At 69.8% G+C, this 13,475-nt stretch carries 14 protein-coding genes, 2 tRNA genes and 1 pseudogene; 5 read left to right on the top strand and 12 right to left on the bottom strand.

The features are described 5' to 3' along the window. A partial coding sequence (locus tag G6028_RS07275) for a TetR/AcrR family transcriptional regulator (protein ID WP_182658471.1) occupies positions 1-488 on the bottom strand: 488 nt, incomplete at its 3' end. An 8-nt stretch (positions 489-496) separates the two neighbouring features. Beyond that, entirely contained in the window at positions 497-997 is a 501-nt protein-coding gene (locus G6028_RS07270; protein ID WP_182658470.1) for a redoxin domain-containing protein, read from the bottom strand. A 149-nt stretch (positions 998-1,146) separates the two neighbouring features. Here G6028_RS07270 and G6028_RS07265 point away from each other — a divergent pair, with 149 nt between their 5' ends. Further along, positions 1,147-1,422 (top strand): DUF3618 domain-containing protein, encoded by a 276-nt coding sequence (locus G6028_RS07265; RefSeq protein WP_182636898.1) that lies wholly within the window; start codon positions 1,147-1,149, stop codon positions 1,420-1,422. 157 nt (positions 1,423-1,579) lie between these two features. Here the strand turns inward: G6028_RS07265 and G6028_RS07260 are convergent. Next, positions 1,580-1,652 (bottom strand) — tRNA-Lys (locus G6028_RS07260). Positions 1,653-1,853: 201 nt separating this feature from the next. Here G6028_RS07260 and G6028_RS07255 point away from each other — a divergent pair. Further along, positions 1,854-3,086: a L,D-transpeptidase gene (locus G6028_RS07255; RefSeq protein ID WP_338404168.1), complete on the top strand. Its 1,233-nt coding sequence runs from the start codon at positions 1,854-1,856 to the stop codon at positions 3,084-3,086. A 54-nt stretch (positions 3,087-3,140) separates the two neighbouring features. Here the strand turns inward: G6028_RS07255 and G6028_RS07250 are convergent, their stop codons facing one another. Then, a complete protein-coding gene (locus G6028_RS07250; protein ID WP_182658468.1) occupies positions 3,141-4,376 on the bottom strand; it encodes a cation:proton antiporter domain-containing protein in 1,236 nt (411 codons plus the stop codon). Positions 4,377-4,500: 124 nt separating this feature from the next. On the opposite strand from G6028_RS07250, the gene G6028_RS07245 reads away from it, so the two are divergent. After that, positions 4,501-5,490, top strand: a complete 990-nt coding sequence (locus G6028_RS07245) for a DUF2804 domain-containing protein (RefSeq protein WP_182658467.1) — start codon at positions 4,501-4,503, stop codon at positions 5,488-5,490. Between the two features lie 74 nt (positions 5,491-5,564). Here G6028_RS07245 and G6028_RS07240 read toward each other — a convergent pair. The 4 genes from G6028_RS07240 to G6028_RS07225 all read right to left on the bottom strand — a co-directional run bounded on the left by G6028_RS07240 (position 5,565) and on the right by G6028_RS07225 (position 7,666). Continuing rightward, positions 5,565-5,637, bottom strand: a tRNA-His gene (locus tag G6028_RS07240). A gap of 108 nt (positions 5,638-5,745) precedes the next feature. Beyond that, positions 5,746-6,414, bottom strand: a complete 669-nt coding sequence (orn, locus tag G6028_RS07235) for an oligoribonuclease (RefSeq protein ID WP_182615299.1) — start codon at positions 6,412-6,414, stop codon at positions 5,746-5,748. A 45-nt stretch (positions 6,415-6,459) separates the two neighbouring features. Further along, the gene (gene cmrA, locus G6028_RS07230; protein WP_182658466.1) at positions 6,460-7,278 is read right to left on the bottom strand and encodes a mycolate reductase; all 819 of its coding nucleotides are present in this window, start codon (positions 7,276-7,278) and stop codon (positions 6,460-6,462) included. A 142-nt stretch (positions 7,279-7,420) separates the two neighbouring features. Beyond that, entirely contained in the window at positions 7,421-7,666 is a 246-nt protein-coding gene (locus G6028_RS07225; protein ID WP_182658465.1) for a hypothetical protein, read from the bottom strand. Positions 7,667-7,920: 254 nt separating this feature from the next. On the opposite strand from G6028_RS07225, the gene G6028_RS07220 reads away from it, so the two are divergent. Then, entirely contained in the window at positions 7,921-9,264 is a 1,344-nt protein-coding gene (locus G6028_RS07220; protein ID WP_422110525.1) for an MFS transporter, read from the top strand. A 78-nt stretch (positions 9,265-9,342) separates the two neighbouring features. On the opposite strand, the gene G6028_RS07215 is transcribed toward G6028_RS07220, so the two are convergent. Beyond that, the gene (locus G6028_RS07215; protein WP_182658464.1) at positions 9,343-10,023 is read right to left on the bottom strand and encodes an HAD family hydrolase; all 681 of its coding nucleotides are present in this window, start codon (positions 10,021-10,023) and stop codon (positions 9,343-9,345) included. Between the two features lie 76 nt (positions 10,024-10,099). Between G6028_RS07215 and G6028_RS07210 the strand changes: the two genes are divergently transcribed. After that, the gene (locus G6028_RS07210) at positions 10,100-11,092 is read left to right on the top strand and encodes a TIGR03557 family F420-dependent LLM class oxidoreductase (protein ID WP_182658463.1); all 993 of its coding nucleotides are present in this window, start codon (positions 10,100-10,102) and stop codon (positions 11,090-11,092) included. A gap of 178 nt (positions 11,093-11,270) precedes the next feature. On the opposite strand, the gene G6028_RS07205 is transcribed toward G6028_RS07210, so the two are convergent. The 3 genes and pseudogenes from G6028_RS07205 to G6028_RS07195 all read right to left on the bottom strand — a co-directional run. Then, positions 11,271-12,326 carry an ABC transporter substrate-binding protein gene (locus G6028_RS07205; protein ID WP_182658462.1) on the bottom strand — a complete coding sequence of 352 codons (1,056 nt, stop codon included), beginning with the start codon at positions 12,324-12,326 and terminating at the stop codon, positions 11,271-11,273. Further along, positions 12,323-13,102, bottom strand: a complete 780-nt coding sequence (locus tag G6028_RS07200) for an ABC transporter permease (protein WP_179524878.1) — start codon at positions 13,100-13,102, stop codon at positions 12,323-12,325. Before G6028_RS07200 ends, G6028_RS07205 begins: the two co-directional genes overlap by 4 nt. Further along, positions 13,099-13,475: pseudogene (locus tag G6028_RS07195) on the bottom strand (ABC transporter ATP-binding protein); the annotation flags it as partial. The gene G6028_RS07200 and the pseudogene G6028_RS07195, both read right to left, overlap by 4 nt.

Here is a 13,475-nt window from a genome sequence, read left to right as displayed (position 1 = left end):
CTGGCGAGCTCGCGCTCGTTGACCGCGGCGGTGGCACGGGTGGCCGGGGTCGCCTGCGTGGCCAACCAGACCGCCCGCCGGGAGGGATCGCTCAGCCACAGGTCCGCCAGGTGGTCGAGGAAGTCGTTCAGCAGTTCCGGCCAGTCCAGCGCGGGGATCTTCTGCGCGAAACGCTCGATCTCCTCGATCACCCCGTGGGCGTCCTGGCGGTCCAGCTCGCACACCAGGACGTACTTGTTGGCGAAGAACTGGTACAGCGTCCCGATGGGGACCCCCGCGCGGGAGGCCACCTCCTCGCAGGTGAACGAGTCGAAACCCACCTCGACCAGGACGTCCCGCGCCGAGGACAGCAGCGCCTGGAACTTGCGCCGGCTCCTCTCCTGGATGGGCCGGCGGCGGGGCACCAGGATGTTCGGCTCGTCCTGGACGGCCTCGTCCGCGGGATCCCGTGCTGGTTTCTGCACTCGCTCGGGCGGGTCGGTCGGCATGGGTGGCGTCAGCCCTCCGTGGGTTCGGGCAGTTCCACACCGAGGAGCTTCGCGAGCATCGCCACGTGGCCCTTGGCCCGGACGTTGTACCGGGCGAGGGAGAGCGTCCCGTCTGACTCCACGGCGAACGTCGAGCGGATCACGCCCATCACGGTCTTGCCGTAGTTCTTCTTCTCCCCGAACGCACCCCACTCGGTGAGCATGGTCTTGTCCGGGTCGGACAGCAGGGGGAACGTGATGCCGTGCTTGTCCCGAAAACGCACGAGCTTGGCCGGCGGGTCGGGCGACACCCCCACCACCCCGATCCCGGCCTCCCGTAGCTCCTGGAGGGCCCCTTCGAAGTCCACGGTCTCCGTGGTACATCCGGGCGTCATGGCGGCCGGGTAGACGTACAGCACCACGCGTCCGTGCGCGGCGAGCAGGTCCGCCAGCGACGTGGGGGTTCCGTCGGCGTCGGGGAGGGTGAAGGCGGGGGCGGTCTGGCCCACCTCGAGCCGTGGTGTGGTCACCGGTGCTCCTGAAGTCGGGTCGGGGTGTGTGATCACTCCAACCTATCCGATGCGTCGGCGCGCGGGCGCGGATCGCCGACGGGTGCAGTAGCGTGGGCGGGGTCCAGAATCCGCGGCTAACCGCGTGACGAGCGATCGACGGAGGTCTCGTGTCCAGGAGTTACGACAGCATCGAAGGCGACATCGCCAAGGCGCGTGACGATCTCGCGACGACGTTGGACGAGATCGTCGACCGGGTCAATCCCAAGAACCTCGCCGAAGAGGGCAAGGAGAGGGCCGTCGCCGCCCTCACCGATCCCCGGGTCCTCGCGGTGCTCGGCGGATTCGCGGCGCTGGTCATCGGGGGCATCACGGTGTCCATGGCCAACAAGCGCAAGGAACGTCGGCGCATCGAGGCCTACCTCGAGGCGCGTCGGGCTCTCTGAGCGGCCGCCGCGCACCACAGCCCATCGAGAAGAGCGTTTCGCACATTCCCACTCGGGAAACGTGTGCGGAACGATCTTCTCGTTGCATCACGGGGGTCCCGCCCGCGCAGCCGACACGACAAAGCCCCGGGTCGTGGACCCGGGGCTTTCCCTGCTGTGCGCCATCAGGGACTCGAACCCCGAACCCGCTGATTAAGAGTCAGCTGCTCTGCCAATTGAGCTAATGGCGCCTGCGTGGTGCGAGAGAAACAGTAACAGGACACCGGGGGCAACACGAAATCGCCTGTTCAGGGCGGGGGTGGCCGGTGTGCGGCGGCGCATCCTTAACCAATTCGATATGGAATGCAATGATTTTCCCAGGCATACTGGGGATAACTGCTCGCCGGTCCTGTCGACGTCCGGGGGGAGATGACGCTCGGAAGGGGCCATTAGTGAACTTGCGCCACACGGATCGGACCAGACGACGGGACCCGGGTTCCCGGTCGAGATCCCGTCTCGCTCTGGCCGCCGTGGTCGCCGGTTCGCTCGTGTTGACGGGGTGCACGATCGGCGCCGGTGGCGCGGGTGAGGCCCAGGTCGCCGAGGCACCGGCGGAGCCGGCCGCGGTCATCGACCTGTCGGTCGAGGACGGATCATCCGACGCCAACCCCGCCGAGCCCGTGGTCCTCACCGCCAGCGACGGTCGCCTCGACACCGTGGTCATGCGGAATCCGGAGGGCGTCCAGGTCCAGGGCGAGTTCAACCCCGACCTGACGGAGTGGCGGACCACCGAGGACCTGGGTTACTCCCGTCAGTACACGCTCGAGTCCACCGCGACCGACGAGGACGGCCTGGTCACGCGGAAGAACGTCACGTTCAGCACCCTCACCCCGCGCATCATGACGGCGGCCTACCTCACCACAGGTCAGGGCTCGACGGTGGGCATCGGTCAGCCGGTCGCGGTGATGTTCGACGAGCCGATCTCGGATCGCCGTGCCGCCCAGGACAACATCCACATCCGTACCGAACCCGAGGTCGAGGGCGCCTTCTACTGGGTCTCCAACCAGGAGGTCCGGTGGCGTCCGGCCGAGTACTGGGCGCCGGGTACCACCATCGACGTCCACGTGGACATCTACGGCGAGGATCTGGGCGGCGGCATGTACGGCCAGGAGGACGCGCGCAGCGACTTCCGGATCGGCGACGCGGTCATCTCCCGGGTGGACGACTCGACCAAGCAGATCGTGATCGAGCGCAACGGCGAGGTGGTCAAGACCATGCCCACCTCGATGGGCAAGCCCGACACCCCGACCCCCAACGGCACGTATGTGATCGGCGAGAAGCTCGCCTCGATGGTCATGGACTCCTCGACCTACGGCGTTCCTGTCGACTCGCCGGAGGGCTACCGGACCCCGGTCCAGTACGCCACGCGGATGTCATACAGCGGCATCTTCGTCCACGCCGCGCCGTGGTCCGTCTGGGCGCAGGGTAGCCAGAACGTGAGCCACGGGTGCCTCAACGTCACGACGGCGGACGCCAAGTGGTTCTACGACAACGCCAAGCGCGGCGACATCTTCGAGGTCACCGGCACGGTCGGCCCGACGCTTCCGGGGTGGGACGGTCTGGGCGACTGGAACGTCCCGTGGGAGACCTGGAAGGCCGGTAACGCAGACGCGGGCACGGCCTGACATGGGCACGGCCTGAGGCCCGAGCCCCCCTCAGCGGGGGCGGACGCGCAGTGCTCAGCGTGATCGATCGGGATCCCGGTCGTCGCGGCGTTCGGCGGCCCTGAACAGTGCGCGGCCGGGAGCCGCGGAGACGCCGTGTGCGAGGGTGCTGGCCACCACGACCAGGGTGCCCACACCCAGCAACAGCGGATCCGGACCTGCTCTGGACGCCTCCTCGGTCAGATAGAACACCGCCGCGACCCCGACCGGTCCGAACCAACCGAGGAACGCCGCGTCGCGGACACGCAATCCGAGCGGCCGCATGAGGGCGAGAAGCACCGGCGGGCGCCGGAGGACGAGCACGGCGGCCGTGAGAAACACCGCCCCCCACCCCAACTGCTCCCACTGCTGCCACGGCAGCATCGCTCCGAGGACGAGGAAGAACGGCAGCACCGCGAACTGGTTGACCGCCTCATCGATCTCCACCTCCACCTGCCTCTCGTCTCCGACGCTGGTCAGGTTGAAGGCCAACCCCGAGACGAAGGCCGCGAAGACCCCGTTGACCCCCAGCAGGCCGGAGCCACCGAGGACCAGCAGCGCCAGGAGCAGGGTGAACAGCAGGATCGGGCCGTTCTCCGCAGCGTGGTGACGTTCTGAGAAATGCAGAGCTCTGGCCGCCGACACTCCGGCGAGGACGCCCAACCCCAGGGCGCCGAGGATCTGCCAGCCGATCTCCGCGGCGGCCTGCCCGGCGGTGAGGGGGGTCGCAACGGCGAGCGCGACCACGACCAGGGGAAGGGCCAATCCGTCGTTCGCCCCCGACTCCAGTGACAGCAGTTGCCGGTCGTCTTCGGGCAGGTCCCTCTCGGCGGCGTCGCCGGTCACCGCGGCGGAGGAGAGGACGGGATCCGTGGGACAGATCGCGGTGCCGAAGAGCAGCGCCACCGCGAAGGGGATGCCCAACGCCCAGATCGCGAGACCGGTGGAGATCAGCGCCATCGCGGGCATCACCACCACCAGGAGGAGCGTCAAGCGTCGCCAGTGACGGCGGATCGCAGAGAAGGGGTAACGGAGAGCCACACCCATCACGGAGATGCCCAGAAGGATCTCCGCGCCGCGATGGAGCGTCGAGGGGTCGGTGACGATGTCGGGGACGTCGAGAACCCCGAGGACCACGGGTCCCAGGACTATGCCGACCCCGAGTGCGATGAGCGGCTCCGACACGGGCCACCGGTGAAGTCGCGCGGACACGGCGACGATCACGACGCCGAGCGCCCCGACGGTCGCGAGCAACAGATCGAGTGTGGACACGGGCCCTCCAGGTCAGTCGCGTCCACCGCACCATAGGCAACCCCCGGCGGTCGCGCCATCGGTCCCTCTCGTCCCGCGGTGGACCGCGCGAATGCCGAGGGGGCGCGAATGGAAAGGTGGGTGCATGACCGTCGAGCGTGAGATCACCCGGCCCACCGATCTGGCCCGCGGTCGCCGACTCGATTCGGCTGCGGTCGGCTGGACCCGCACCCCGCTACACCGCACCGCCATCGCCGGGTGGGGGCGCACCAAGCGCTGGGAGTACTGGGGCATCGTGACCGACCGGTTCGTGGTGGGACTCACCGTGGCCGGACTCGACTACCTGTCCACCTGCGCGGTCTACGTCCTGGACCGCCGTACCGGGGTGGAGACCACCCGCAGCGGGGTCAGCCCGCTCGTCCGGCCCGCCTTCAGCGATGAAGCGGGGGTGGGGACCGTGCACGCGTCGGCCGGCCTGGGTTCGGGTCGGGTGGGAATAGAGATCGACGACGACGAGGCCGCCACCGCGATCCGTGTACGCGCGACCGGCCTCCTTGTGGACCTGGAAATCACCCGACCGGGCCACGACAGTCTCGGAGTGGTGGTGCCGTGGAGTGAGCGGCGCTTCCAGTACACCCTCAAGGATCTCGCCAACCCCGTCACCGGCTCGGTGACCCTCGACGGGGTCGCCCGCGATCTCGGGACCGGGTGGGCGGTCCTGGACCGCGGGCGCGGGCGGTGGCGGTACGCCACCCGATGGAACTGGGGAGCGGGCAGCGGCGTGGTCGACGGTGTGCCGTGTGCGCTCCAGGTGGGGGGCCGGTGGACGGACGGGACCGGGTCCACGGAGAACGGGATCCTCGTGGACGGCAGACTGCACAAGATCGGCGAGGATCTGCGGTGGGTCTATGACCTGGCGGATCCGGCGGCCGCCTGGCGGGTCCACGGCGAGCGACTGGACGTCACGCTCACCCCGTTCCACCTCCGCCGGGACATCACCGAGTTCGGGATCCTGGCCGTGCGCACCCACCAGGCCTTCGGCACCTGGCACGGGACCGGGATTCTCGACGACGGCACCACCGTGCGCCTGGACGGCCTGACCGGGTGGGCGGAGGAGTCGCGTAACCGTTGGTAGGGCGCGGGGGTGGTGTGCGGTGGACGACCCAACGGGACAGGGCCCGGACCGTGAGGTCCGGGCCCTGTGCTCGGGGTGGCTGACGGGACTCGAACCCGCGACAGCCAGGATCACAACCTGGTGCTCTACCAACTGAACTACAGCCACCATCGCCGTTCTCGCGAACAGCGTTGACGATGCTACCCGGTCTGGGTCCCGGTCAGGAAATCGGCAGGTGTCGACGCCTACCGGGCCCGCGCACGGGAGGTCGGACGCTCAATCTACGGGGGGCAGGGCGCCGGCCGCGGCGCGCACCTCGTCGGTGGTCGGGCCGGGCTGGGGGACGAACGCCGTGGCGCGGTAGTACTTCAGCTCGCGGATCGACTCCTTGATGTCCGCCAGGGCGCGGTGGGACATGCCCTTCTCGGGCTGGCCGAAGTAGATGCGCGGATACCAGCGGCGGCACAGCTCCTTGATCGAGCTCACGTCGATCATCCGGTAGTGCAGGTAGGAGTTGAGCTCGGGCATGTCCCGGGCGAGGAACCCGCGGTCGGTGCCGATCGAGTTGCCGGCCAGGGGAGCGGTCCCGCTGACCGGGACCCAGGCGCGGATGTAGTCGAGGACCTCTTTCTCGGCCTCCGCCACCGTCACGGCGGAGGCGCGGATCTCCTCGGTCAGGCCCGACGAGGAGTGCATGTCCCGCACCACCGGGAGCATCGCGGCCAGCTTGGCGTCCGAGGCGTGGATGACGATGTCCACGCCGTCGCCCAGGACGTTGAGTTCGGAGTCGGTGACCAGGGCCGCGATCTCCACCAGTGCGTCGTTCGCGGTGTCGAGGCCGGTCATCTCGCAGTCGATCCACACGATCCGGTCGTTCTTGGACTCCTTGTGGGGCGTCGGGCTCGACGACGCGACAGGGGTGGGACCGGGGTTCGACTCTGGCATCGCTCGACTATATCGCCGAGCGACCGCCCGACCGGACCCGGAGGATCAGCCCTCCGCCTGCCCCTCGCCGAGCTTGGCGTAGAACCGCCCCACGATCGGGGCCATGACCCCGCGCGGGGTGTAGTTGCCCGCCACGGACATGGCCTGGCCCAGGGGGCCCGGGACCACGCGCATCTTGTTCCGCGCGAGCGCGTCCAGGGAGATCCGTGCGGTGTACGTGGTGTCCACCCAGAAACGATCGGGGACCAGGCGGTCGACGAAGGTCTTGTCCTCCTCGACGATCTCCTCGGTGCGCACCGGTCCGGGCGCCAGAAGCGTCACGTTGACCCCGGAACCCTTGAGCTCCCCGCGCAGCGACTCGGAGAAGGTGTTGAGGAACGCCTTGGTGGCGGCGTAGGTGGCGTTGTTGGGGATCGGCATGTTGCCGGCCGCCGAGCCCACGTTGAGGATCGCGCCCGAGCCACGGGAGACCATCCCGGGCAGGACGGCCAGTACGAGGTCGTGGCAGGCCACGGCGTTGACCTGCACCTGGCTCTTCTCGTAGTGGGGGTCGAGCGCGGCGACCGGCCCGAATGAGGCGATGCCGGCGTTGTTGCACAGGATCGAGATCTCGCGGACCGCGAGCTCCTCCAGCAGCGGTGCCCGCTCGGCCGGATCGGACAGGTCGCAGGCCCGCACCTCGACCGTCACCCGGAACTGGCTCTCCAACCGCTCCTTGAGTTCCTGCAGCACCTCGCCGCGCCGCGCCACCACGATCAGGGAGTGGCCGCGGCGGGCCAACTCGGCGGCCAGCGCCATGCCGATCCCGGAGGAGGCGCCGGTGACGACAGCACGATTCGTCGTTGTGGGCAGGGGAAGCGGCATCATGCGTCCTCGGGTCAGGTGGTCAGGGCCGAGGGTGAGCGTACCGGCGAGGGCGCTGAACGGGGGAGTGGGTGACGACGACGTGCGCGGCCCCGGCGATGGTGGGCACCCACCACCCGGGCGGATCAATTGTCGCCGGTGATCACCCCTGGCGGAACGGGAGCGCTCCCTCGTGGTCTGTCTTGTCGCTCGCCGAGTCGTGATCGCCCGCGGCGGGGTCGCGCGCGGCCGTGCCCAGAAGCCTGCAGAGAACGTAGAAGAGCGGGCCCAGCACCAGGCTTCCGCCGAGCCAACTGAAGAAGTCGTCCGGTGACGCGAGGTGGGCACCGGTCGACAGTGAGAGGAGCACCACCAGGCCGATGATGAGGACAAGACCCCTGCGCGCCACTGGATCGGTTGATCTGCGGAGGCTACGCAATGCGATGAGAACCGCGACAGCGGGCAACGCGCCGGTCAGGGCCAACCACGCCGACCACGCCACAGCTACCTCGCATTCACCGAATGTGCACCGACCATACCAGCGGAAATGGACCCGCCACCGGCCCTTTCGAGGCCTCAGACGAACCGCTGGGCACTAGGTTCTAGGGCGTGAGCAGCACCGGGACACCGCCCCCTCCAGAGACCGCCGCCTCGTCGTCGTCGTTGTCACCCGATCTCCGCCCCGCCACCCGCGGCCAGGTCTTCTCGTGGGCGATGTGGGACTGGGGGTCGGCGGCGTTCAACGCGGTGATCGTCACCTTCGTCTTCTCCGTCTACCTCACCGACTCGGTGGGGGCGGACCTCGACGGACCGTTCTCGGCCGCCACCTGGCTGTCGATCTCGATCGCGCTGGCCGGGCTGGTGATCGCGCTGACCGCGCCGGTGATGGGCCAGCGCGCGGACCGGGGCGGCCGTCGCCGGCGGTCGCTGGCCATCTGGACCTACCTCACGGTCGCGCTGACCGCGCTGATGTTCCTCGTCGACTCCGACGCGCCCTACCCGTGGTTCTTCGTCGGACTTCTGCTGCTCGCGCTGGGGTCCATCACGTTCGAGTTCGCCGAGGTGTCCTACTTCGCGATGCTCCGGCAGGTCTCCACCCCGGCCACCGTGGGGCGGGTCTCCGGGTTCGGGTGGGCGATGGGCTACTTCGGCGGGATCTTCCTGCTGCTCGCCGCGTTCCTGGGCTTCATCTCCGGGGACGGCGACGAGCGGGGACTGCTGGGCATCTCCACCGACGGCGGCCTCAACGTGCGGCTGGTGTGCCTGGTCGCGGCGGTGTGGTTCGCGGTGTTCGCGCTGCCGGTGCTGCGGTCGGTGCCGGAGAACCGGCCCCGAGGGAAGAAGGGCGACGACGACGACGAGGTGGGCTTCGTCGAGTCGTACCGCATCCTCTGGCGGGATCTCAAGGCCCTGTCGCGCCGGGACCCGCGGACCGTGAAGTTCCTCGTGGCCAGCGCGATCTTCCGCGACGGGCTGGCGGGGGTGTTCACCTTCGGGGCGATCCTGGCGGTCACCGTGTACGGGCTCGCGCCGGGGGATGTGCTGATCTTCGGGGTGGCGGCCAACGTGGTGGCGGCCCTGGGGGCGGCGGTCGCGGGAGTCGTGGACGACCTCGTGGGGCCCAAGGCGGTGATCATCGGCTCTCTCGCGGCGATGCTCGGCACGATGACCGTCCTGCTGTTCGTCGACGGCACCGCCATGTTCTGGCTCTTCGGCCTGCTCATGTGCCTGTTCGTGGGCCCGGCCCAGTCGGCGTCGCGCTCGTTCCTGGCCCGGCTGGCCCCGCCCGGCAGCGACGGCCAGATGTTCGGGCTCTACGCCACCACCGGGCGTGCGATCTCGTTCCTCGCCCCGGCGCTGTTCGGCCTGTTCACGTGGGGGTTCGGCACCGACCGCGCGGGAATCGCCGGGATCGCCCTGGTCCTGCTCGTGGGCCTGCTCCTGCTGCTGCCCGTCAAGACCCCGACCCGCTCCGAGGCGTCGATCACGTGGGCGGGCTCCGCTTGACCCCGGGTCGCTCCGCGCGGTGACCCGCTCCTCGTCGTCCCGCGTTCGCGCCCTTCCCGCCCTTCCCGCCCCGGCAAGTCAGAGCCTGCCGGACGTCAGCAGGTCCAGCACTCCGGCGGCGTCGTCGACGATGTCTGAGAAGCCCGCCTCTCGGAGCTCGGCGTCACCGATGCCGCCCGTGCGCACGGCCACCGAGCGGATGCCGAGCGTGGTGGCGGCGACGGCGTCCCAGGTCGCGTCGCCCACCATGACCGCGTCCGCTGCGTCGACGCCGGAGCGCTCGAGGGCGATCGCCACGATGGTGGGGTCGGGCTTGGCGGTGTCGACGTCCTCGCCGGTGGTCACGGCGTCCACGTACTCGTCGACATCCAGCAACGCGCGCGCCTCGGCGAACTCCGACGGCGGGGCCGAGGTGGCGAGCACGGTGACCCACCCCTGCTCCTTGGCGCCGCGCACGAGCTCGCGGGCACCCGGCAGGAGGCGGAGCGAGTCCCCGGCCTCGGCGTAGTACTCCGAATGCAGATCTTTGGCCCGCCCCGCCACGCGATCGCGGTCCTCGTCGTCGTCGACCCCCGCGATGTCCAACAGCTCGCCCACCAACGTGGATCCGTCCTTGCCGATCCGGTGGTGCACCTCAACGAAGGGCACCGGCGCGCCCGCCGCGGCCAGGGCCCGGTGCCAGGTCCACACGTGGACGTAGGTGGAGTCGACCAGGGTGCCGTCGACGTCGAGAAGCAGGGCGCGCGGTGAGGTGGTCATGCGTCCGACCGTGCCCGGCCCCCGTGCGGGAGGCAACCGGTGGCGACAGGGCTGTGCCCGGCGCACCCTCGGATCCATGACACGTTTCGGATACACCCTCATGACCGAACAGTCCGGCCCCAAGGAACTCGTGCGCTACGCGGCCAAGGCCGAGCAGGCGGGATTCGACTTCGAGGTGGCCTCGGACCACTACTTCCCGTGGCTGTCCTCGCAGGGGCACGCGCCGTATGTGTGGAGCGTCCTGGGCGCCGTGGCGCACGTGACCGAGCGGGTGGACCTGTGCACGTACGTGACCTGCCCGATCCTGCGCTACCACCCCGCGGTGGTGGCACAGAAGGCCGCGACCGTGCAGATCATGTCCGATGGCCGGTTCATGCTGGGCATCGGTGCGGGGGAGAACCTCAACGAGCACGTGGTGGGGCAGCGGTGGCCCTCGATCGACGAGCGCCACGAGATGACGGTGGAAGCGCTGGAGATCATTGGCGAGCTGTTCGACGGCGGCCTGGTGACCTACTCCGGCGAGCACTTCCGCGTGGACTCGGCCCGCCTGTGGGACCTGCCCGAGACGCGGGTGCCGATCGGCGTGGCCGCCGGCGGGGAGAAGGCCGTGGCCCGGCTCGGGCCGCTCGCCGACCATCTCATCGCCACCGAGCCGGAACCCGCCCACATCGAGGGCTGGAACGCGCTCGAGGGGCAGAAGCGGATCGGTGACGGCGCCCGCGCGATCGCCCAGATCCCCATCAGCTGGGACCCCGACTCGGAGAAGGCGGCCGTCGAGCGCGCACACGACCAGTTCCGCTGGTTCGCCGGAGGCTGGGCCGCCAACGCCGACCTGCCGACCACCGCCGGGTTCGCCGCCGCCACCAAGTTCGTCCGGCCCGAGGACGTGGCCGAGCAGCTGGCGTGCGGCCCTGACCTGGACGCGATCGTCGAGAAGGTGCGGCCCTACTGGGAGGCCGGGTACACCGACGTCGCGCTGATCCAGATCGGCGATGAGACCCTGGACCGGTTCTTAGAGGAGGCGGCCGAGCCGCTGCTCGCGCGGCTGCGGGAGGCCTCCCCGAGCTGAGGCGGCCCGGTTCCGCCGGGGCCATCGATAAGAGCGTTTCGCACACTTGTACTCGACCGATGTGTGCGAAACGCTCTTATCGATGGCGGGACCTCTGGCGGGGCCGCATGAGCCGGCGCGCCCTCACCCGCGCCCTCTCCTGCGGGGTCTTCCGCCCAACCTCGTGCCGGGCGGGGTTCTAGCCGTCGGCTCCGGGCAGGTAGTCGTCGGTCGTGGCGGTGGCGCCGTCGATCTCGGTCTCCAGCAGTCCGTTCTGGTACATCCACGTCGCGTACGCCGCCCAGTCCTCGGCCGACTGCCGGCCGAAACCGTCCTCGGGCAGCAGCGCGAGGGTGGCGTCGATCATCAGCTCCAGCACGTCCGGGTCGTAGGAACCCTCGGTCTCGGGGGTGAGGGAGTCGATGGCGACCCGGCGGTCGTCCAGAGCCGTGGCCTGGCCGGCCGCGGTGCCGGCGAGGAAGGCCCGCACGCGCTCGGCGTAGTCGGCGTCCTCGACGAGGCGGCTCGGGTTGGCGATGATCACCAGCTCCGCGTAGTCCGGAACTCCGAGCTCCGTGGCCGGCATCACCACGAAATCGCCCTGAGCGGTGAGTTCGACCCCCTCGATGTTGCGGAAGGCCCCGAAGATCGCGTCCACCTGGTCGGTCAGGAGCGCCTGGTTGAGGCTCTGCTGCACGTTGGGGGCGGAAATCGAGCCCGGGTCGATCCCTGCCTCCCGGGCGATGAAGTCGAGGGTCGGCTGCTGGGAGGCCAGACCCGACAGCCCCACGGTCTTGCCCTCCAGGTCGGCTGCGGTGGTGATCCCGGACTCCGTCCTGGCGATCAGCGAGGTCAGCGACGTGGGTATCAGGGCGGCGACCGAGACCACGTCGAGGCCCTGCTCCGCGGCGATGAGGGTGTCGGGCTCATACGAGATGGCCAGGTCCGCACGTCCCAGGGACACCTCCCGCGCGGCGTCGGCCGTGTTGGCGGGCGTCATGAACGTCACGTCGACGCCGGCGTCGTCGTAGGCGCCGGTCTGCTGCGCGGTGTACAGGGCCACATGGTCGGGATTGGGGCTCCAGTCGAGCAGGACGCTGACCGGTGCGGCGGCGGTCGCGTCCGGCTCGGCGTCGTCCGGGGCCGCCTGACAACCGGTCAGAGCCACCGCGGCAGCGGCCGCGATCGCGAGCATGCGCACCCCGGGCCTCGTGCGGGCCTGGCGTGGGGTCTTCGTGGGTCGTGGGTGAGTCATGATGGGTTCCTTTCCCCGGTGGGAGTGTTCCAAGGGCAGATGAGGCGTTCGAGGATGGTCACGCTGGCCAGCAGGACGCTGGACATGATCGTCAGCACGACCACCTGGGCAAAGACGAAATCGGTCTGGAGCCGGGGGATGGCCTGGAGCATGAGGTAGCCCAGGCCGTTGGTCGAGCCCGTGTACTCGGCGAAGACCGCGGCGACCGGGGCGAAGGTGACCGAGACGCGCAGTCCCGCGAAACCGCGTGGGGCGGCGTAGGGCAGACGCACCCGCCAGAAGAGCGACCACCTGGTGGCGTGCAGGCTCCGCAGCGTGTCGATCAACCTGGTGTCGACCGTGCGGACACCGGAGAGAAGGTTGAGCGCGACGGGGAAGAAACACAGCAGGGCGACAACGATGACCTTCGGTGCCATCCCGTAGCCCAGGGAGATCGTCAGCAGCGGGCCGATCACGATGACCGGGATGGCCTGGGAGGCGACCAGCAGGGGGGTCATGGCCTGCCCGACGGTGGGTACGAAGGCGCTGATGATCACCACGACCAGCGCGACGACCACCCCGAGGACCACCCCGATGAGAGTCTCGGTGGCGGTGAGCAGCGTGGCGGAACCGAGCCGGTCGGGCCAGGTGCTCACGAGCGAGTCGAGCACGGCGAGGGGCGCGGGGATCACGTAGTCCGGCACCAGCTCGAGCGCGGTGACCGTGATCCAGGCGGCGAGCACCAGCAGGACCGTGACGCAGGCGGGAGCAGCGGACCGGAGGAATCGCACGGTCATCGGGCGGTTCCGCCTTCGGCCAGATGCGATTCCCGGGCCAGTGCCTGGAGTACTTCCCGGCGGGCTGCGGCGAACGCCTCGTCGCCGAGGAGGACCTCGCGGGGGCGGTCGTCGCCGAACCATCCCGGCCAGGTGGAGACCACACGCGCCGGGGCGTCGGCCTCGTACCGTGCCAGCAGGACCACACGTTCGGCGAGGAGCAGCGCCTCATCGACGTCGTGGGTGACCATGACGAGCGTGGCCGAGGTCCCGGTGAGGGTCTCGCGCAGCCACTGTTGGACGTCGGCGCGGGTGATCGCGTCGAGCGCGCCGAGCGGCTCGTCGGCCAGCAGCACGGGTTTGCGCGCCAGCAGGGCGCGCGCGAGTGCGCCGC

The sequence above is a fragment of the Dietzia cercidiphylli genome, assembly GCF_014145145.1.
Lineage (GTDB): Bacteria > Actinomycetota > Actinomycetes > Mycobacteriales > Mycobacteriaceae > Dietzia > Dietzia natronolimnaea.
Note: the sequence above shows the minus strand (reverse complement) of the source record. Positions and strands in the feature narration are given on the sequence as shown.

What these genes read in the sequence shown, in the direction of transcription:
- G6028_RS07245 (WP_182658467.1), top strand. Translation starts at nt 4,501, where the DNA reads ATGACCGTCGAGCGTGAGATCACCCGGCCCACCGATCTGGCCCGCGGT.
- orn (WP_182615299.1), bottom strand. Translation starts at nt 6,414, where the DNA reads ATGCCAGAGTCGAACCCCGGTCCCACCCCTGTCGCGTCGTCGAGCCCG.
- cmrA (WP_182658466.1), bottom strand. Translation starts at nt 7,278, where the DNA reads ATGCCGCTTCCCCTGCCCACAACGACGAATCGTGCTGTCGTCACCGGC.
- G6028_RS07215 (WP_182658464.1), bottom strand. Translation starts at nt 10,023, where the DNA reads ATGACCACCTCACCGCGCGCCCTGCTTCTCGACGTCGACGGCACCCTG.
- G6028_RS07210 (WP_182658463.1), top strand. Translation starts at nt 10,100, where the DNA reads ATGACACGTTTCGGATACACCCTCATGACCGAACAGTCCGGCCCCAAG.
- G6028_RS07205 (WP_182658462.1), bottom strand. Translation starts at nt 12,326, where the DNA reads ATGACTCACCCACGACCCACGAAGACCCCACGCCAGGCCCGCACGAGG.
- G6028_RS07200 (WP_179524878.1), bottom strand. Translation starts at nt 13,102, where the DNA reads ATGACCGTGCGATTCCTCCGGTCCGCTGCTCCCGCCTGCGTCACGGTC.